Source organism: Aestuariivirga sp. (genome assembly GCF_047600585.1).
In the GTDB taxonomy this organism is placed as follows: domain Bacteria; phylum Pseudomonadota; class Alphaproteobacteria; order Rhizobiales; family Aestuariivirgaceae; genus Aestuariivirga.
Genome location: NZ_JASGKP010000001.1, coordinates 2,848,852 through 2,866,882, shown reverse-complemented (window position 1 = coordinate 2,866,882; position 18,031 = coordinate 2,848,852). Strand labels below are relative to the sequence as shown.

Sequence of the window (18,031 nt, the reverse complement as noted above, 5' to 3'; positions counted from 1 at the left end):
GCGCACAAAATCCAGTCAGCGCAATCGCTCAGCGGGGTGATGAATTGTCCATCAACCCTTTCTTAACAATTTGAAATCGCCATCGAATCTCTCTGGTCTGCCACGCGTGCAGAATCTGGCATGAGGGCTGCAACTTCCTACCGCGGTGCACAGGCACACAAAAACAGGAAGGGACCGTCCAATGAACAAGATTTCTCGCCGCTCGCTGCTGAAGGGAATTCCCGCAGTCATCGCCGGCACCGCACTTTCGTCTCCCGTCTTTGCCGCCGACGACACGATCAAGATCGGCATTCTCCACTCGCTCTCCGGCACGATGGCCATTTCGGAAACGACGCTGAAGGACACCATGCTGATGCTGATCGAGCAGCAGAACGCCAAGGGCGGCGTGCTCGGCAAGAAGCTGGAAGCGGTCGTCGTCGACCCCGCCTCGGACTGGCCGCTCTTCGCCGAAAAGGCCCGCGAACTTCTCACCGTCAACAAGGTCGCCGTCATGTTCGGCTGCTGGACCTCGGTCAGCCGCAAGTCCGTGCTCCCCGTGATCGAAGAACTGAACGGTCTTCTCTTCTATCCTGTGCAGTATGAAGGCGAGGAAAGCTCCAAGAATGTCTTCTACACCGGTGCTGCGCCAAACCAGCAAGCCATTCCCGCGGTCGACTATTACCTGAACGAACTCGGCGTGAAGAAGTTCGCTCTCCTCGGCACCGACTATGTCTATCCGCGCACCACCAACAAGATTCTCGATGCCTATCTGAAGTCGAAGGGCATTCCGGAATCCGATATTTTCGTGAACTATACGCCCTTCGGCCACTCCGACTGGTCGAAGATCGTCTCCGACGTGAAGGCGCTGGGCGCCGACGGCAAGAAGGTGGGCGTGGTCTCCACCATCAACGGCGACGCCAACGTGGGCTTCTACAAGGAACTCGCCGCGCAAGGCATCAAGGCCGAGGACATTCCGGTCGTCGCCTTCTCGGTGGGTGAAGAAGAGCTCTCCGGTCTCGACACCACCAACCTCGTCGGCCATCTCGCCGCCTGGAACTACTTCGAAAGCGCCGATACGCCCGAAAACAAGGCCTTCATCGCCGAGTGGAAGAAGTTCATCAAGAACGACAAGCGCGTCACCAACGACCCCATGGAAGCCCACTACATCGGCTTCAACATGTGGGTGAACGCCGTCACTGCCGCCAAGACCACCGACGTCGATCCGGTGATCGATGCCATGGTCGGCCAGAAGTTCCCGAACCTCACGGGCGGCACTGCCGAGATGCTGCCGAACCACCATCTCACCAAGCCGGTGCTGATCGGCGAAATCAAGGCCGACGGCCAATTCGACATCATCAGCAAGACCGATCCGGTTCCTGGCGACGCCTGGACCGACTTCCTGCCGGAATCGGCCGTGCTCGAGTCTGACTGGAAGACCTTGAAGTGCGGCATGTACAACAAGGAAACCAAGACCTGCGTTCAGTTGAAGTCCAACTACTGAGCCTCGCATCACGACGGGGAGAGTCTTCGGGCTCTCCCCGCTTTTCCCCCACGCGCGGAGTGCTGATGCGGTCTTTTCTGATGGCGGTCCTTCTGCTGCTCTACTGTGCCGTGCCCTCATGGGCCCAGGCCGAGGGCCTTGAAGCGTTGCTGGCAAAGAACCAGGCAGCCATCGCCAAGCCCTCCCGCGCCACCGCCGAAACTGTCATCAAGGACCTGCTCGCAAGCGGTGCAGAGGGCGTGCAGCCCTTCCTCGAGAAATGGGGAAAGCGCGAGGTCTGGGTCCGCAAGGCAGACGGCGCATTTTTCACCGTCGAGAAAGACGGCGAGAATTTCAAACTGATCGACATCGCCACCGGCAAGGAGGCGGGCACGGCCCAGAAGGGCGAGATCGATCAGGTCAAACCCAATGCCGGCGTGCAGGCGCTCGTTACGGGTGCGCTCGTGCAATTCCAGTTGAGCGATGCCGACCCGGCCCGCCGCGCGGCGGCCCTTGCCGATCTCGAACGCAAGGCCGATGCGGCACAATTGGCGCCCTTGCGCGCCTCGATCGAAGGCGAGACGGATGCGGTGCTGAAGCAGCGCAAGGAACGGTTGGCCCGCCTTCTCACCATCCGCTTCGGCGCCACGCCGGACGAGCGCGTGGCCGCCATCAAGAGCTTCGAGGGCGACATTGCGGTTGACGTGCGCTCCGCCCTCAATCCGTTGCTCGCCACCGAGCGCAAGGCCGCCGCCACCGTCCCGAAGGACGTGAACATCGCCCGCCAACTGAAGGTGGGCGCCGACATCACCACCAGCGAGGCCTATGATCTTCTCGTATCAGCGCAACTGGCGCCGCCCCGCGTGCTGCCCGCCGAGCGCAACACGGCGCTTGCCGCCAACATGAAGGATGGCGCGGTGGGCGGCCTTCGCCGCGACCAGCTCAATACCGAAGAAGCCCGGGACAAGGCCTATGCCGCGCTGGTGCAGCAGGGCGTGGTCAAGCCGTCACCCACGACCGCGGAGCAGGCCAGGGCCGTCACCGCAAATGCCTTTTATGAGCAATATGCCGAGCCGTCCTTCCCGGTGACGCAGGCTGCCATCGCCACCCTCGGCTCCATCTCGCGCAGCGTCGCAGTGAACCAGGTCTTCGATCTCTCGCTTGATGCGCTGTCGCTTGCCTCCATCTACTTCCTCGCCGCCATCGGCCTTGCCATCACCTTCGGCGTGATGGGCGTCATCAACATGGCCCATGGCGAGTTCATCATGATGGGCGCCTACACGGGCTATGTCGTGCAGCTCTGGATTCCCGACTACACGGTCTCCATCATCGTCGCCCTGCCGCTCGCCTTTTGCGTCACCTTCTTGGCAGGGGTCGCCATGGAGCGGCTGGTCATCCGCCATCTCATGCACCGGCCGCTGGAAACATTGCTGGCCACCTTCGGCATTTCAATTGCGCTCCAGCAGATCGCCAAGAACATCTTCGGCACGCAGGCCCGGCCCCTCACCGCGCCCGCCTGGCTCGATGGCTCGTGGGTGGTGAACGACATCGTCTCCATCAGCTACATCCGCATCGCCATCTTTTTTCTCGCCCTCATCTTCCTCGCCGTGCTGCTCCTCATCCTCCGCCACACACGGCTTGGCCTCGAGGTGCGCGCGGTGACGCAGAACCGCCGCATGGCAGCCTCCATGGGCATCAATCCCAACCGCATCAACATGCTCACCTTCGGGCTTGGTTCCGGCATTGCCGGCATCGCGGGCGTCGCCATCGGCCTCTTCGCGCAGGTCACCTCCGAGGTTGGCTCGAACTATATCGTGCAGAGCTTCATGGCGGTGGTGGTGGGCGGTGTCGGCAACATCTGGGGCACGCTCGCCGGCGCCAGCCTGATCGGCATCCTCCAGAAGATCATCGAGTGGTTCAACCCGTCCAATACGCTGGCGGCACAGACCTACATGATCATCTTCATCATCATCTTCATCCAGTTCCGGCCGCGCGGCATCATCGCGCTGCGCGGACGTGCGGCGGGAGATTGAGATGACGGATGTGACACCGGCGAAGCCCCGCTTCCTCCTCATCCGCGAACCCTCGGTGATGATCTTCATCCTGGCGCTGGCGCTGTTCACCATCGTGGTGACGGTGATGTCTGATGCGGCGGGTGCGGGTCTCATCTCCACCAGCTTCGTGAAGACCCTGGGCAAGACGCTCTGCCTCTGCCTCATCGCCGTCGCCATGGATCTGGTCTGGGGCTATTGCGGCATCCTCTCGCTCGGCCATTTCGCCTTCTTCGGCCTGGGCGGCTACATGATCGGCATGTGGCTCATGTATGCCCGCACCGAGGACATCGTTCTCGCCTCCATGGCCCAACAGGCCCTGCCGCCCACCGCGCAGGAAGTGCGCGACGCCATCGGCACCCAGATCTTCGGCGTGGTCGGCGGGGCGGAGATTCCCTTCGTCTGGCACTTCGCCGGAAGCCTCACCATGCAGCTCATCCTCGTGCTGCTGGTGCCCGGCCTCCTCGCCCTTGTCTTCGGCTGGCTTGCCTTCCGGTCGCGCGTGACGGGCGTCTATCTCTCCATCCTCACCCAGGCCATGACGCTGGCGCTCTCGCTCTATCTTTTCCAGAACGACAGCGGTCTCCGCGGCAACAACGGCCTCTCCGGTTTGCAGAACATTCCGGGCCTCGATGACGTGCCGCAATCCATCGTCTCGCTCTGGTTCCTCTGGGCCTCGGCGCTGGCGCTGGGCCTCGGCTATCTCTTCGCGGCCTGGATGGTGAGCGGCAAGTTCGGCAACATCATCCGCGCCATCCGCGATGATGAACCGCGCGTGAGGTTCCTCGGCTATGCGGTTGAAACCTATAAGCTCTTCGTCTTCACGGTGACCGCCCTCATCGCCGCCATCGCGGGCGCGCTCTATTACCCGCAGGCCGGCATCATCAACCCCGCCGAAATCGCGCCCATCGCCTCCATCTATCTCGCCGTCTGGGTGGCGATCGGCGGACGCGGGCGTCTCTACGGCGCGGTGATCGGGGCCGCCGCGGTGTCGCTGCTCTCGAGCTGGTTCACCGGCGGGCAGGCGCCCGACATCCCGCTCGGCTTCTACACCATCCAGTGGGTGGACTGGTGGCAGGTGCTGCTCGGCCTCGGCTTCGTGCTGGTGACACTCTTTGCCCCCAATGGTCTTGGCGGTCTTGTCGATCTCTTCGTGCGCAGGGTGAAGCCATGAACTCGCTTCTGGAAGTGGCCGGCATCTCGGTGTCCTTCGATGGCTTCAAGGCCATCAACAATCTCTCCTTCTCCATTGCCGAAACCGAGATGCGCGCCGTGATCGGACCCAATGGTGCCGGCAAGACCACCTTCATGGATATCGTCACAGGCAAGACGAAGCCTGACATCGGTGAAGTCATCTGGGGTTCGCCTCCGGTCAGCCTGCTCTCCATGTCGGAAAGCCAGATCGCGCAAGCGGGCATCGGCCGCAAATTCCAGCGCCCCACCGTGTTCGAAATGCAGTCGGTGCGCGACAACCTGATGATGGCGCTGAAATCGAAGCGCGGTCCCATTGCCTCGCTGCTTCACCGGGAGCGGCCGGACATTGACGAGAAGATCGGAAGCATTGCCGCCGAGGTCGGCCTCAGCGCCGAACTGCCGCGCCGTGCGGGCGAACTTTCCCACGGCCAGAAGCAGTGGCTGGAAATCGGCATGCTGCTGGCGCAGGAGCCGCGTCTCCTCCTGGTAGACGAACCCGCCGCAGGCATGACGCCCGCCGAGCGCGAGCACACCACCGATCTCCTCAAGCGCGCCGCCAAGACCCGCGCCGTGATCGTGGTGGAGCACGACATGGAATTCGTGCGCCGCCTCGAGTGCAAGGTGACCGTGCTGCACGAAGGTTCGGTGCTGGCCGAAGGCACGCTCGATCACGTCACCTCCAACCAGCAGGTGATCGATGTCTATCTGGGGCGCTGAGCGATGCTGACCGTCAAGGACCTCACGCTCCACTACAAGCAGTCGCAGATTCTGAACGGCGTCTCGCTCTCCGCCAATGTCGGCAAGGTCACCTGCGTCATGGGCCGGAACGGTGTCGGCAAGACGAGCCTGCTCAAGGCCATTGCCGGCGTGCATCACCGGTCCGGCGGCGAGATCGCGCTGGATGGCCGCACCCTTGCAAAGCCGGGGGCGGACGAACTCGCCCATCTCGGCGTCGCCTATGTGCCGCAGGGCCGCGAAATCTTCCCGCTCCTCACCGTGCGCGAGAACCTCGAAACCGGCTTCACCTGCCTGCCGCGCAATGCCCGGAAGATCCCAGACGAAATCTTCGAGCTCTTCCCGGTGCTCAAGGAAATGCAGCGCCGCCGCGGTGGCGATCTTTCGGGTGGGCAGCAGCAGCAGTTGGCCATTGGCCGGGCGCTGATCATGCAGCCCAAGCTTCTCTTGCTGGATGAACCGACCGAAGGCATCCAGCCCAACATCATCCAGCAGATCGGCCGGGTGATCCGCTATCTCCGCGATCAGGGCAGGATGGCGATCGTGCTGGTCGAGCAATACTTCGACTTCGCCTACGACCTCGCCGATGAATTCGTGGTTATGGAGCGGGGCGCGGTCACGCTGAGCGGCGAGAAGTCATCCGTCTCGAAGGACGAGGTTCTCCGGCGGGTATCGGTCTAGCGAGGCTTCGCTGGCTTGAGCGCCACATCCTTCAGCTCGTAGCTGGCGCGCTCGCCGAAGCTGCTCTGCACCTTCGTGTGCGAGTGTTCATGTGGCGCGCCGCCGCCGTGGCTGTGCACGTGGCGGGTGGACTTGTCCTGCGTCACGGGAATGAGGCCGAGCGTGCCGTGCACCACGCCACGCTCCAGGAACAGGCTCTCGGCAAACTGCTGCACATCGGTGACCCGGCCCTTCATCACTGTCACCTCGATCGAGGTGGAGTGATCAAGCGGCACGGAAAGCGCGGCAATGGTCTGGTCATGGTGGTCGAGGCGGCTCTGCGGCACGCGCGAGGAGAGATTGCGCACCGACTGGTCCACCGCGCAGGAGATGACGCCATAGCACCCGGCATTGCGCGGCGCTTCGGGCCGGGACGAGAGTCCGCGGCGCACCAGGTCGCGGATCACCTCGGAGCGATTGGCGCCGCCCGTTGCTGCCATGAAGCCGTCGAGTTCGCGGGTGAGATCGTCGTCAAGCGTGATGGTGATGCGCTGCATGGACCGGGTCTCCTTGCGTCAGGCCTTGCCGTCATGATCGAAGGCGAAGGAGGGGCCTTGCGCCTTGTCCTGCGTTGCTGGCTCGTGAATGTGGGAATGGCTCTTGCCATAGGGTCCCGCCTTGGGGTGGCTGTGATGGTGCGCGAAGACCAGATGGGTCCGCTGCAAGAGCCCTGTGTCATGGATGATGTCGAGCGTGGCGCCATCGGCGGCAATGCTGCCCCGGTCCAGCACGATGGCGCGGGACGAGATGTCTTCGACGATGTCGAGGTCGTGGGTGGCCGTGATCACCGTCTGCGTTTGGCCAAGCTCGCGCGCGAGGAAGGTGACGAGATCGGTCTTGCTGGCGGGGTCGAGGGCCGCCGTCGGCTCGTCGAGCAGCAGCACGTCAGGCTTGCTGATCAGCACCGAGGCGATGGCAACCCGCTTCTTCTCGCCGCCCGAAAGGCGGTGTGGCGGGCGGTCCTTGAGGTGGGTGAGATTGAACCGCACCAGCATCTCCGCGATGGCGCGCTTCACCTCGTCGGTGCTCCAGCCCAGTTGCAAGGGCCCGAAGGCCAGTTCATCTGTGACGGTGGGGTTGAACATCTGCACGTCCGGATTCTGGAAGACGAGGCCCACCCGGCGGCGAAAGGCGATGTTGGTGTCCTGATCGGCGAAGGCATTGGAAGTGAGCGGCGTGCCGAAGGCGGTGGCCGTGCCCGCGCTGGCAAAGCACAGGGCATCCATCAGGCGGAGCAGGGTCGACTTGCCGGAGCCGTTGGCGCCGAGCAGCGAGATCTTCTCGCCGGCACGCACCTCGAGAGTGATGTCCTTCAGTGCGGGGGCGGACCCATAGGCGTATCCCACGCCGGAGAAGCGGAAGAGGGGCTCGTTCACAGGCTCAAGCCATAAATGGATGCGGGCACCAGCAGCGTGGCGGCGAGAAAGAGCCAGTCCCGCCCGCGCGTGCGGAAATCGTTGAGAAGCCGCACCTGCCCACGATAGCCGCGCGCGATCATGGCGGTGTGGACGTCCTGCGCCAGCGCCAGCGACTTGCCCAGCAGCGCACCGAGCGTGGTGATCAGCAGGCGGCGGCGGGCGCTCCTGTCCATGCGCGACATGATGCGGCTGCGCCGCGCCTCCATGATCTCGCCCGCTGTGCGCAGCAGCACGAAGATGTAGCGGTAGGTCATGCCGAGCACGGCGACAATGGCATCGGGAACGCCAAGGCTGCTCAGCGCCTTCAGCACATGGGGCCACGGCGTGGTCAGAACGAGAAGAGCCGCGAAGGTGGCGGAGGTTTCCGCGCGGCCCAGCAGGAAGGCGGCACTTCGCACGCCCTGCGCCGAAATTTCCCAGCCCAGAAGCGGCAGACGCGCGATCGTTGCACCCGGCACAAGGAAAAGCGAGGGCAATGCAATCGCGCCTGTGAACAGCAGCACGCCGAGCCACACCTGCCGCGCCAGACGGAACACAGAGACGTTCGACGCAAGCCCCAGCAGCACGGCAAGCGCAAAGAGCGCAGACAGCGTCAGCAGCGAGTGCGTTGCGGTTGCCGCAATGACGAGCGCCAGCAGTCCGACAACCTTGATGCGTGGCTCGAGGCCCTGCAGCAGGCCCGGCCTCTCCGTCGTCCGTTCGGCGTCAAGCGCGTGGCGCTCCACATCGTCAAGGCTGTGGAAGAGGCCCATGGGCGTCAGCCGCGCGGTGCGGCGGAGAGGCGCGCGCGCAATACACCCACCGCGAGGAAGCCGAGAATGATGAGCCCCGTTCCGATCATGGCGGAGAGAATGTAGCCCAGCCCCTCATGCTGCAGGAAGGCGGGCGCATAGTCCGGAATGGGCGCACTCCACAGGCTCGAGAGTTTCTCCAATCCCTGAGGCACGCCATCGGGCGGATGGACATTGCCCGACGCCGCGGCGATCTCGTGGCGGGCGGCGGGGTTGGCAAAATCCTCGGCACTCCATTCGCCCCACGCGGTGCCGGCAGCGAGCAGGCCGAGCGGACTCAGCAGCATGATCGCGGCAAGTCCGGCCCAGAGCCTGCGCGTGGTCCACCACGATGCAGTTGCCGCGGTTGCGGCGGAGCGTTGCAGAAGCTCAGGCTCCTGGCGTTGCAGGATGGCGACGAGGCCCGCCGTTGCGAAGGCCTCGGCTAGGCCTGCGATGGTGAGGTGCCCGATCATCATGGCGGGGACTGCGATCGACAGCGGATAGGGCGCATAGAGCGGCGCGCCGGTTGCATCATGGAACAGCAGGGGCTGCACGCCGAATTCGATGGCCGCGGCAAGGGCCGCCGCGTTCATGCCGATGTAGCCTGCTGCCGCTGCGGCAATCACGCGCCGCATCGACGTGACATCGGACGATCCCGAAGGAAGCCGGTAGACGCCATAGGCCACGAAGGGGCCGATCACCGCCATGTTGAAGCAGTTGGCACCAATCGCGGTGATGCCGCCGTCGCCGAAGAATACTGCCTGGATGGCGAGGGCCACCGATATGGCCAGCACCGCAGCCCAGGGTCCGAGCACGATCGCCGCAATGCCTAGCCCAACCGCATGGCCCGTGGTGCCGCCCGGCAGCGGCAGGTTGAACATCATGACAACGAAGGAAAAGGCCGAGACCAACGCCATCAGCGGCACGGCCCGGGTGTGCAGTTCCTTCTTCACTTTCCGCGACGCGACATACCAGAAAGGTGCGGCCGCCGCGAAGGTGAGGGCACAGGTGCTGGGGGAGAGATAGCCGTCCGGAATATGCATGTCATGAGTCCTCGCTGGAGAGGACTACGCTAGGAACCCTGCGGGCGGACTGTCAACGAGAATATGAATTTCGTCAAAAAATATCATACTGCCGCAAACGGCGGGAATTGCCGGTTCCCGCCTGCTACCGGTGCGCCGTCCTACTGGATCAGGATGAGGTCGGTGGGGTCGAAGCTGATCACCGTCTTGCCGCCGATCACCGGCGGCTTCTCGGTGGAGCGGTTGAAGGTATCGAGCGACATCACCTGATCGCCGAGCCGCACCCGCAGGCGGATGACCGAGCCGAGGAAGTGCACATCCTCCACCGTGGCGGGAAGATTGGCGGCAGGGGCCGCCTGTTTCCCCACATGCAGCGCCTCGGGGCGAAGGCCGAGCTTCACCTCGGTACCGCTGGCAAGGCCGAGCGGCTGCACCTGCGGCACGGTGATGGCCGTGTCATTCACCTGGATCACGCCCTTCTTCCCGTCGCTCACACGGGCGCTGAAGGCGTTCAATGTGCCCACGAAATTCGCCACGAATTCGGTTGCGGGCTTGTTGTAGATCTCGTGCGGGCTGCCGATCTGGTCGGCGCGGCCCTTGTTCATCACCACCACGCGGTCGGAGATGGAGAGTGCTTCTTCCTGATCGTGGGTGACGAAGATCGTTGTGATGCCAAGCTCGCGCTGGATGTCGCGGATCTGGTCGCGGAGCGAGACGCGGATCTTCGCATCGAGTGCGGAAAGCGGCTCGTCGAGCAGCAGAACGCGGGGGCGCACGGCAAGGGCCCGCGCCAGCGCCACGCGCTGCTGCTGGCCGCCTGAGAGCTCGAAGGGATAGCGCTCGCCAAGATCGGGCAGGCCGATCAGCTTCAGCATGTCCTTCACACGTGTTTCGATTTCGGCTGCGGGCTGGCGCGCCACCTTCAGGCCGAAGGCAATGTTGCCAGCCACGGTCAGGTTGGGGAAGAGCGCGTAGGACTGGAACACCAGCCCCACATTGCGCTGGCTGGGGCGAAGGCCCGTCACATCCGAGCCATCGATGATGATCTGACCCGATGTCGGCGATTCAAACCCCGCCACCATGCGGAGCACGGTGGTCTTGCCACAGCCCGAAGGCCCGAGCAGCGAAACGAACTCGCCCCGCGCCACGTCGAGGTTGAACTCCTGCACCACGCGCACGGGGCCGAACGACTTGATCAGGGATTTGAGTTGGAGAAAGGCCATCAGCGTTTCTTGCTCGTGTGTTTCTGGAAGCGGGTGAGAAGCTGGATCAGGCCCATGCAGGCCCAGGTGATGGCAAAGGCGATGACGGCGAGGGCCGCAGGCTCATAGGCCTTGTTGCCGCCCATCCAGACCATGTAGGGGCCGAAGGCCGGGCGGTTGAGGAGTGCCGCCAGCACGTATTCGCCGATGACGATGGCGAAGGTCAGGAAGGCGCCCGAGAGAATGGCGACCAGCACATTGGGCAGCACCAGCCGGAGGATGATTGTCGTCCAGCCTGCGCCCAGGCTTTGCGCCGCTTCGGTGAGCGTCACGAGGTCGATGCTGCGAAGGCCGGTGTCGACGGCGCGGTACATATAGGGCAGCGACAGCGTTGCATAGCCGCACATCAGCAGAAAATCCGTGCCGCGCAGCGAGGCCGTGAGCGGCAGATAGCTCGCGGTGTTGTAGAGCCGGATATAGCCGAAGACGATGACGATGGGCGGGATCACCAGCGGCAGAAGCGTGATGAATTCGATATAGGGCCGCAGCCGCGGCAGCTTGAGCCGCACCCAGAAGGCCGTGGGCGTGACGATGACGAGGCCGAGCACGATGGTGAGGAGCGCCATCAGCACCGAATAGGAGAGCGTATCGCGGAACTGCGGATCGGCCAGCACCGAGCGGTAGGCATCGAAGGAATAGACACCACGGCGGGCGCGCATGGAGAATTCGAAGGTCGCGATCAGCGGCAGGAAGAAGTAGATCGCACCCGCGATGAAGATCACCCAGGACCAGATGGTGCTCTGCTTCATTTCAGCCACCGTTCGGCGCGGCTGCGCAGGATGATGTAGATCAGGTTGGCGATGCCGGTGATGAAGATCATGCCGAAGGCGATGGCATAGCCGAGGTGCGGATCCTGCAGAACGTCGCCCCGGATCTGCGCGAAGAGAATGATCGGAATGATGGAGAGCGACGAGCCGGTGAGCGCCATGGCCGTTGCCACCGCACCGAAGGCATTGGCGAAGAGCAGGGCGAAGGTGCCGAGCAGCGATGGCCACAGCACCGGCAGCGCCACCCGCCGCCAGTATTCGAAGCCTTCCGCGCCAAGACTTTCGGCGGCCTCGCGCCATTCGCGCTTCAGGCCGTCGAGCGCAGGCGCGATGATGAGCAGCATCAGCGGGATCTGGAAATAGAGGTAGGCCAGCGTCAGGCCGGTGAAGCTGATCAGGTTGAAGCCGAGGGCGGCGAGATTGATGCCGAAAAGATCGCGCAGCAGCAGCGTCACGATGCCGAGGCGGCCCAGCGTGGCGATGAAGGCGAAGGCGAGCGGCACGCCCGCGAAGTTGGAGGCGACACCGCTGAAGGTCATGGTGGCGTCACGCAGAACCGACGGCAGCCCGCCGCGGATCACGGCAATGGCGATGGCAAGGCCGATGATGCAGCCGCCGATCGCCGAGATGACGCTGAGCTTGATCGAGATCCAGGCGGCATGGAGGATATTGGGTTCGGCCAGGCCTGCAATGTTCTTGAGCGTGATCGCGCCGTCCGGCGTCTGGAAGGCGCCGAAGACGATCTGGATCGTGGGCAGGATGAGGAAGAGCAGCGCGAAGAGCGCAAACGGCAGCACGCCAAGCCAGTTCCAGCTCCAGCCGGGAAGGGCGAGCCTGGGGCGCGGTGCGGCGGTGTCGCTGTGGGGAAGGGCTGTCATGGAGAGAGAAAGCCCCCGCGTCTGCAACGACGCGGAGGCTCTTGAAGTGTCTTACTGGACGTTGGCGCCCACGACCTTGTCCCAGCCGCCGGTCACGGCAGCCTTGTTGGCAGACTGCTGGTCAACGGTGGGGAACACGGCCTTGGCATAGGCGTCAGCGGGCGGCAGCTTGGCGAGAAGGTCTGCCGGGATCTTGCCCGCCGCCGACATGGCGTTGAAGCGGGCGGGGTGGCAGTAGCCCTTCAGCCAGCCGAGCTGACCTTCATCCGAGTACAGGTATTCCATCCACAGCTTGGCAGCGTTCGGGTGCGGCGCGTAGGCCGAGATCGCCTGCACATAGACGCCGGCGAGCGAGGCCGATGACGGGATCACCACGTCCATCGGCGGGTTGCCATTCAGGCTGTCACGCCAGGCGAGCAGGTTGTAGTCCCAGGCGGCGACGATCGGCGTCTGGCCCTGGGCGATAGTGCCCGACTTGCCCGAGACCGGAACGAAGTTGCCGGCCTTGTTCAGTTCGGCGAAGAACTCCAGGCCCTTCTCGCCCGAAGCGGTGCCGGGTTCGGCGCCACGCGACATGCCGGCCGACATGATCGCGAGGATCGCCTGGTTGGAGGCGCGCGGATCGCCGGTCAGGGCGAAGGAGTTGGCATATTCGGGCTTGAGAAGGTCGGCCCAGTCGGCAGGCGCGGTCTTCACCAGGTCCTTGTTGATGCCGAAGGCCATCACGCCATAGTAGTCGGCATACCAGGAGCCGTCGGCGTCCTTCACGTTGTCCGGAATTTCGGCCCAGGTGGCAACCTTGTAGGGCTGGATCAGCCCTTCCGTCTTGGCCTGCGGTCCGAAGGCGAGGCCGACGTCGATCACGTCAGGCGCCTGCGGGCCCTTGTTGTCCTTGTTGGCGCGGATGGCTTCCAGCTCGTCGGCAGAACCCGCGTCGGGGTTCAGTTCGTTCACGGTGATGCCGGGATACTTCGCCTTGAAGCCCTCGATCACGCCACCATAGCCGCACCAGTCGTGGGGCAGGGCGATCACGGTCAGCTGGCCTTCGGCCTTGGCTGCGGCTTCGAGGTCAGCCATCGCATCGGCGCGCGCCAGCGATGTCATCGCGGTGGAAAGCGTGAGCGCGGCTGCCAGTGACGCCTTGACGATGGAGGATGTTGATTTTTTCATCTTTGTCTCCTGTTGGGGATCGGTCTGCCATGACGTTCCTATGACAAAACGATGACGGACTATTGCACGTTTGGGATGAGCGTCAAATCAGGTCGTTGCATAAGAATAATGACCACGCATGTTGCGACGCAACACTGCCCGGCATTTGGTGCACTGACGCGATTGCCGCCCGGCTTGATGATATTCCCGGGCTGAACTCCAGCAGGGTCTGCCCGCCAGAGTTGCCTGAACATCTCAGACCATGACGTCTCTCTTGCAACCCAGTGTAACAGGTGTGCGACAACGGCGTGTCGGTCTCATGTGACCGCGAAAAAGGGCGGACCCGCCTGAGCGGGCCCGCCTGAATGTGTGGAAGATCCTGCAGATTACTGCGCTGTGGAGACCTGGGTGGTGAGCGAGGTATCGACCTTGCCGTCGAGCATCTGGTCAACGATCGCACGCACCTCCGGCGTCACGTCCTTGTTGGCCGCAGCCTGGAGTGCAGTCACCGCTTCCGTTTCCTGAAGTGCTGCCTCCTGCACCGCTGCATCCGCCAACGCCTGCGCATCGGCCACGGTCTGCTCTTCATCGCTGGTGCTGGCGCCAGCGAGCGCCGCCTGCTCATCGCTCAGGCGGGTTTGCGCCGCGCCGAGCGCGGCCTGCGCATCCGTCACCGCCTGCTGGGCACCGGCGTATGAGGGATCATCCGCAGCAAGATTGGAAAGTGCTGTCTGTGCATCCGTCAGTTCCTGTTCCCTCTGCTGCACCGTAGTGGTGGCATCGGTCACCGCCTGCTGCAGAGTGGCCTGCTGTTCCTGCGCCGCCTGCAGGGCGGCTTGTGCATCCGCCAGATCGGCCTGTGCGGCGGCCGCAGCTTCAGCGGCCTGCACCGACTGGGCATTCTCGATGGCATAGGTGCGGAGCTTGCCGACGCGGGAGTTCGGTGCCGCCTTGGCGAAGGCCTGCGCCGATGCGTTGGCCGCGTTCAGCGCACCGAGCTGGCTGGCAATCGAACCCATGCCCTTGTTGGGCGAGACAGCTGCGACCGCAGTGGTCTTGCCCTTCTTTTGCGATGTCCGCTGGGCCGTAACAACCATGTTCGATTTTCTGATGGAGGATTTTCCGGGCGCCGAGACCGGAGCGGTTTGTGCCGCGGATGCAGACCTGACTGACCCGGCGGAAGCTGATCCTGCTGAAGAGGAATTGCTGTTTCCGCCACCATTGCCGTTCCCGTTTCCGCCACCGTTGCCGTTGCCGCCGCCGCCACCGTTGCCGCCGCCGTTGCCACCACCGTTGCCGCCGCCGTTGCCATTGCCGTTTCCGGCGAAAGCCTTGCCGCTGTCGACGCTGATCACGTGATCAAGCACCGGCACGAAAAGCAGCGCGGCAGCGATAGAGAAAGTGGTGGTAAATTTGCCCAAACGCATTTTGTTGCTCCCTCGATTGGATAAGGAAGCGTAACCAGCTACTGCTAAGCGGCTGCTAAGAATGCCTGCGGCTATTGTTTCAAATGCGAGTGGAAAGCTTGCGCCTTCACTTCTTCGCGTGCAGCGAAAGCGCGGCCACCTGCTTCACGTTGTCGGGCGATGTCGTGACATGCAGCTTGAGTTTTCCGGCGATCGCGGCCGCGAGGAGCTGCGCCGTCACGGTGCTGGCGAGATTGCCGGAAAGGGTGAAGTCATGCGCCTTGCCGCGCTTGTCTTTGAGCGCAAGAGAGAGGCTGCCATCGCCTTTGACGGCGATCTCTTCGAGACGGCCGGAAAAGGATGTCTTCGGCGCCTTGTCCTTCTCGGGCTTTTCCTTGGCCGCCTTTTCCTTCGCCGGCTTGTCGGCGGCTGCCTTGGCGGGCTTTTCGGTCTTCTCGGGCTTCAACTCGATGACCCCATCAACCTGATTACTCATGACAAAGTTCTCCATCATACGTGACGGAAATCAAGTTCACGCCCTTGTCACAATCAAGGCCATTTTTGTGACGTTTGAATGACAGTTGCATGACAAGACGCCGCGTCCTGGTTGTCATCACGCCTTCATGCAAATCGGAGAGGCGGAGAGAGCACAGGAAACCAGAATGCTCGACCGTCCCCACCTGCAGAAACGCTACCGCGCCATCTTCGTGTCTGACATCCACCTCGGCACGCGGCGCGCGCAGGCCGAGGCCTTGCTCGACTTCCTGAGGCAAACCGAGTCGGATTATCTCTATCTCGTGGGTGACGTCGTCGACTCCTGGTCGCTCCGCAAGACCTGGGTTTGGTTGCAGAGCCACAACGACGTGATCCAGAAACTGCTGCGCAAGGGTCGCAAGGGCACCAAGCTCATCTACATCCCCGGCAATCACGACGAGAACTTCCGGGACTTCGTCAATCTCAGGTTCGGCAAGGTCGCCATACTGGAAGAGACCATCCACACCAGCGCCAAGGGCAAGCGCTACCTCGTGCTGCACGGCGACAAGTTCGATGGTGTCGTCTGCTTCGCACCATGGCTCGCCAAACTGGGGGACAGCGCCTACGAGGCCTCGATGTCGCTCAATGCCATCATAAACCGCGTGCGGCGCTTTTTCCGCCTGCCCTACTGGTCGCTGTCTGCCTATCTCAAGTTCAAGGTCAAGAAGGCGGTCGAGTTCGTTTCCCGCTTCGAGGATGCGGTGGTGCGCGAGGCCCGCCAGCGCAACTGCGATGGCGTGATCTGCGGCCACATCCACACTCCCGACAACCGCATGATCGGCGGCATCCATTACCTCAATGACGGCGACTGGGTGGAGAGCTGCTCGGCGCTGGTCGAACACTTCGACGGCACATTTGAAATCATCCACTGGCATGGCAGCCGTGAGCCGGCCGAAAACCTGCGGGCCGGCCCGGTTGTTCCCCACACAGGCGATCCCGTGGCGATCACGGCCATGGTGTGGTGATATTGCAACAATGGAGAGTACAATTGCATCCGGCGCATGGCCTGCGCGTTGAATGTTCCCACCCGGCTTCCTAACTTTCTGGAATCGCAGATGTTGCGCCTCTCGGATGGGCAACGTTTCCTGCCGTGAAATGATGGGATGCTGATTGGATAGTTTATTGAGCTTGCGTGTCCTCGGGGCCGTGGCCGACCTGAAGAGCTTTTCCGCGGCCGCGAACCGGCTCGGGCTTTCGCCTGCCATGGCCACCAAGCATGTGCAGCACGTGGAAGCGCGGATCGGCGCCCGCTTGCTTAATCGCACCAGCCGCAACGTCAGCCTCACCGAGGCGGGCACCATCTACCTCGCCCGCATGCGTCCGTTGCTCGAGGGGCTCGATGAGGCAGAGGCCCAGATTTCCCAGACGGCAGTCAAGCCAAGCGGCAGGCTGCGGGTCAGCGTGCCGGTCTGGATGGCCAATCCTCCGTTTGCAGCCCTCGTTGCCCGCTACAACCAGCGCCACCCTGATGTGACGCTCGAGCTCGATCTGACCCCGCGCATCATCAATCTCGTCGAAGAGGGATTCGACCTGGCCTTGCGCGTTTCCTCCGCGCTCGAATCCGGACTGATCGCGCGGCGGCTCGGTGACATGCATTTTCGGCTCGTGGCATCACCGAACTATTTGGAGCGGGCCGGCCGCCCTCAATCACTCGCCGATCTGCAGGGCGCACCGTTCCTCGCCTACACCCCTGTGGCCCGCGACGGCCGCATGAGCATCCGCACCGCGAAAGGCGAAGAAGAGATCCAGTTCAAACCGGTTCTCCTCAGTGGGAATGAATCGTTGCTCATGTTCGCGGCGCGCGAAGGCATGGGCTACAGCTTCATGCCGCACTGGCTGGTGGATTCTGAACTGAAGAAGGGCAGGCTCGAGCAGGTGCTGCCCGATGTGGCGCGGCCGTCGGTACCGCTTTACGCGGTCTATCCGGACCGCAGCTATCTGCCTGCAAAGGTCAGGAGCTTTCTGGACTACCTTCTCGAGTGTGGCTTTCCCAACATCGGCGATTGACCACCACGATTTCCCCAACGTCCTTGTTAAGTGGTTGAGTAAGACTCCACCTGCGCAGCCATGCGCTTCAGTATGTCCTCAGATTTTTTCAAGTCACGGGATGTTGAATCACATCCTTGTGAGCGCGATTTGACTGAGAAACGACTTGCCGTCCTGCCAATGATGGCAAAGTGCGGATGGATCTACAGAAGCATTTCGTCATCGGAAATGCATCATTGAATACAACGCCAATGTTGAACGTCGATCGCATGCCCATCTCCGGTTCATCAGGCTGACTGACGGTCACAACCGCAAGGCAGTTTGAAAATCAAACTTTGGAGAATTCACATGAAGAAGATTTTTGTTTCGCTCGCCGCCGTTGCGGCTCTCTCGACTGCTGCAATCGCTGCTGACGGCCCTGCCGATCGCAACGCCAGTGGCGCTGGCTACGAGCAGCGCGTTGTGCCGACCAACAATGCGCCGACCGGCGTGGTGCTGAAGAAGTCGGCCGGCGCCTCCGAGCAGGCGATCTACAACCTCAACAATCAGCGCGACAAGTCCAGCGACTAATCGCACCGGTTTCTCCCGCAACTCCCTCTCCCCATCCCGCCGGGGAGGGGGAGTTTTCCTTTTCCGGGCATCCACATATGGCGTGACAAAAAATCCTGCAATTCGGC

General features: G+C 63.0%; 19 protein-coding genes. 9 read left to right on the top strand and 10 right to left on the bottom strand.

Annotated elements, in window-relative coordinates:
- Positions 1-181 precede the first annotated feature (181 nt).
- The 5 genes from urtA to urtE all read left to right on the top strand — a co-directional run bounded on the left by urtA (position 182) and on the right by urtE (position 6,120).
- Positions 182-1,480 (top strand): urea ABC transporter substrate-binding protein, encoded by a 1,299-nt coding sequence (gene urtA, locus QM801_RS14175; protein WP_415019862.1) that lies wholly within the window; start codon positions 182-184, stop codon positions 1,478-1,480.
- Between the two features lie 65 nt (positions 1,481-1,545).
- Positions 1,546-3,492, top strand: a complete 1,947-nt coding sequence (gene urtB, locus QM801_RS14170) for an urea ABC transporter permease subunit UrtB (protein ID WP_415019861.1) — start codon at positions 1,546-1,548, stop codon at positions 3,490-3,492.
- 1 nt (position 3,493) lies between these two features.
- Complete coding sequence (urtC, locus tag QM801_RS14165) at positions 3,494-4,684, top strand: urea ABC transporter permease subunit UrtC (protein WP_415019860.1); 1,191 nt, start codon at positions 3,494-3,496, stop codon at positions 4,682-4,684.
- On the top strand, positions 4,681-5,421 hold the full coding sequence (gene urtD / locus QM801_RS14160) for an urea ABC transporter ATP-binding protein UrtD (RefSeq protein ID WP_415019859.1): 741 nt from the start codon (positions 4,681-4,683) through the stop codon (positions 5,419-5,421). The genes urtC and urtD overlap by 4 nt, the downstream gene beginning before the upstream one ends.
- 3 nt (positions 5,422-5,424) lie before the next feature.
- Positions 5,425-6,120, top strand: a complete 696-nt coding sequence (gene urtE, locus QM801_RS14155) for an urea ABC transporter ATP-binding subunit UrtE (RefSeq protein ID WP_415019858.1) — start codon at positions 5,425-5,427, stop codon at positions 6,118-6,120.
- Here urtE and nikR read toward each other — a convergent pair.
- The 9 genes from nikR to QM801_RS14110 all read right to left on the bottom strand — a co-directional run bounded on the left by nikR (position 6,117) and on the right by QM801_RS14110 (position 14,525).
- The gene (gene nikR, locus QM801_RS14150; RefSeq protein WP_415019857.1) at positions 6,117-6,656 is read right to left on the bottom strand and encodes a nickel-responsive transcriptional regulator NikR; all 540 of its coding nucleotides are present in this window, start codon (positions 6,654-6,656) and stop codon (positions 6,117-6,119) included. The two genes, urtE and nikR, sit on opposite strands and share 4 nt — an antisense overlap.
- Positions 6,657-6,674: 18 nt before the next feature.
- Complete coding sequence (locus QM801_RS14145; RefSeq protein WP_415019856.1) at positions 6,675-7,535, bottom strand: energy-coupling factor ABC transporter ATP-binding protein; 861 nt, start codon at positions 7,533-7,535, stop codon at positions 6,675-6,677.
- Positions 7,532-8,329 carry a cobalt ECF transporter T component CbiQ gene (gene cbiQ, locus QM801_RS14140; protein WP_415019855.1) on the bottom strand — a complete coding sequence of 266 codons (798 nt, stop codon included), beginning with the start codon at positions 8,327-8,329 and terminating at the stop codon, positions 7,532-7,534. The genes QM801_RS14145 and cbiQ overlap by 4 nt, the downstream gene beginning before the upstream one ends.
- 5 nt (positions 8,330-8,334) lie before the next feature.
- Complete coding sequence (cbiM, locus tag QM801_RS14135) at positions 8,335-9,393, bottom strand: cobalt transporter CbiM (RefSeq protein ID WP_415019854.1); 1,059 nt, start codon at positions 9,391-9,393, stop codon at positions 8,335-8,337.
- 140 nt (positions 9,394-9,533) lie between these two features.
- Positions 9,534-10,595, bottom strand: a complete 1,062-nt coding sequence (locus tag QM801_RS14130; protein WP_415019853.1) for an ABC transporter ATP-binding protein — start codon at positions 10,593-10,595, stop codon at positions 9,534-9,536.
- Positions 10,595-11,383 (bottom strand): ABC transporter permease, encoded by a 789-nt coding sequence (locus QM801_RS14125; RefSeq protein ID WP_415019852.1) that lies wholly within the window; start codon positions 11,381-11,383, stop codon positions 10,595-10,597. The genes QM801_RS14130 and QM801_RS14125 overlap by 1 nt, the downstream gene beginning before the upstream one ends.
- Positions 11,380-12,279 carry an ABC transporter permease gene (locus QM801_RS14120; protein WP_415019851.1) on the bottom strand — a complete coding sequence of 300 codons (900 nt, stop codon included), beginning with the start codon at positions 12,277-12,279 and terminating at the stop codon, positions 11,380-11,382. Before QM801_RS14120 ends, QM801_RS14125 begins: the two co-directional genes overlap by 4 nt.
- 51 nt (positions 12,280-12,330) lie before the next feature.
- A complete protein-coding gene (locus QM801_RS14115) occupies positions 12,331-13,449 on the bottom strand; it encodes an ABC transporter substrate-binding protein (RefSeq protein WP_415019850.1) in 1,119 nt (372 codons plus the stop codon).
- A 365-nt stretch (positions 13,450-13,814) separates the two neighbouring features.
- Positions 13,815-14,525 carry a hypothetical protein gene (locus tag QM801_RS14110; protein WP_415019849.1) on the bottom strand — a complete coding sequence of 237 codons (711 nt, stop codon included), beginning with the start codon at positions 14,523-14,525 and terminating at the stop codon, positions 13,815-13,817.
- Here QM801_RS14110 and QM801_RS14105 point away from each other — a divergent pair.
- Positions 14,524-14,787: a hypothetical protein gene (locus QM801_RS14105; protein ID WP_415019848.1), complete on the top strand. Its 264-nt coding sequence runs from the start codon at positions 14,524-14,526 to the stop codon at positions 14,785-14,787. The genes QM801_RS14110 and QM801_RS14105 overlap by 2 nt on opposite strands.
- A gap of 174 nt (positions 14,788-14,961) precedes the next feature.
- Here QM801_RS14105 and QM801_RS14100 read toward each other — a convergent pair whose 3' ends face one another.
- Positions 14,962-15,330: a hypothetical protein gene (locus tag QM801_RS14100; RefSeq protein ID WP_415019847.1), complete on the bottom strand. Its 369-nt coding sequence runs from the start codon at positions 15,328-15,330 to the stop codon at positions 14,962-14,964.
- Positions 15,331-15,496: 166 nt separating this feature from the next.
- Between QM801_RS14100 and QM801_RS14095 the strand changes: the two genes are divergently transcribed.
- The 3 genes from QM801_RS14095 (at position 15,497) to QM801_RS14085 (ending at position 17,924) form a co-directional block, all read left to right on the top strand.
- Positions 15,497-16,333, top strand: a complete 837-nt coding sequence (locus QM801_RS14095) for a UDP-2,3-diacylglucosamine diphosphatase (protein WP_415019846.1) — start codon at positions 15,497-15,499, stop codon at positions 16,331-16,333.
- 145 nt (positions 16,334-16,478) lie between these two features.
- Positions 16,479-17,375, top strand: coding sequence for a LysR family transcriptional regulator (locus QM801_RS14090; RefSeq protein ID WP_415019845.1), 897 nt, complete (start codon positions 16,479-16,481; stop codon positions 17,373-17,375).
- Between the two features lie 327 nt (positions 17,376-17,702).
- Entirely contained in the window at positions 17,703-17,924 is a 222-nt protein-coding gene (locus QM801_RS14085; protein WP_415019844.1) for a hypothetical protein, read from the top strand.
- Positions 17,925-18,031 lie beyond the last annotated feature (107 nt).

What these genes read in the sequence shown, in the direction of transcription:
- QM801_RS14115 (WP_415019850.1), bottom strand. Translation starts at nt 13,449, where the DNA reads ATGAAAAAATCAACATCCTCCATCGTCAAGGCGTCACTGGCAGCCGCG.
- QM801_RS14105 (WP_415019848.1), top strand. Translation starts at nt 14,524, where the DNA reads ATGTTCGATTTTCTGATGGAGGATTTTCCGGGCGCCGAGACCGGAGCG.
- QM801_RS14085 (WP_415019844.1), top strand. Translation starts at nt 17,703, where the DNA reads ATGAAGAAGATTTTTGTTTCGCTCGCCGCCGTTGCGGCTCTCTCGACT.
- cbiM (WP_415019854.1), bottom strand. Translation starts at nt 9,393, where the DNA reads ATGCATATTCCGGACGGCTATCTCTCCCCCAGCACCTGTGCCCTCACC.
- nikR (WP_415019857.1), bottom strand. Translation starts at nt 6,656, where the DNA reads ATGCAGCGCATCACCATCACGCTTGACGACGATCTCACCCGCGAACTC.
- QM801_RS14120 (WP_415019851.1), bottom strand. Translation starts at nt 12,279, where the DNA reads ATGACAGCCCTTCCCCACAGCGACACCGCCGCACCGCGCCCCAGGCTC.
- cbiQ (WP_415019855.1), bottom strand. Translation starts at nt 8,329, where the DNA reads ATGGGCCTCTTCCACAGCCTTGACGATGTGGAGCGCCACGCGCTTGAC.
- QM801_RS14110 (WP_415019849.1), bottom strand. Translation starts at nt 14,525, where the DNA reads ATGGTTGTTACGGCCCAGCGGACATCGCAAAAGAAGGGCAAGACCACT.
- urtC (WP_415019860.1), top strand. Translation starts at nt 3,494, where the DNA reads ATGACGGATGTGACACCGGCGAAGCCCCGCTTCCTCCTCATCCGCGAA.
- QM801_RS14130 (WP_415019853.1), bottom strand. Translation starts at nt 10,595, where the DNA reads ATGGCCTTTCTCCAACTCAAATCCCTGATCAAGTCGTTCGGCCCCGTG.
- urtE (WP_415019858.1), top strand. Translation starts at nt 5,425, where the DNA reads ATGCTGACCGTCAAGGACCTCACGCTCCACTACAAGCAGTCGCAGATT.
- urtD (WP_415019859.1), top strand. Translation starts at nt 4,681, where the DNA reads ATGAACTCGCTTCTGGAAGTGGCCGGCATCTCGGTGTCCTTCGATGGC.
- QM801_RS14100 (WP_415019847.1), bottom strand. Translation starts at nt 15,330, where the DNA reads ATGAGTAATCAGGTTGATGGGGTCATCGAGTTGAAGCCCGAGAAGACC.
- QM801_RS14095 (WP_415019846.1), top strand. Translation starts at nt 15,497, where the DNA reads ATGCTCGACCGTCCCCACCTGCAGAAACGCTACCGCGCCATCTTCGTG.
- urtB (WP_415019861.1), top strand. Translation starts at nt 1,546, where the DNA reads ATGCGGTCTTTTCTGATGGCGGTCCTTCTGCTGCTCTACTGTGCCGTG.
- urtA (WP_415019862.1), top strand. Translation starts at nt 182, where the DNA reads ATGAACAAGATTTCTCGCCGCTCGCTGCTGAAGGGAATTCCCGCAGTC.
- QM801_RS14125 (WP_415019852.1), bottom strand. Translation starts at nt 11,383, where the DNA reads ATGAAGCAGAGCACCATCTGGTCCTGGGTGATCTTCATCGCGGGTGCG.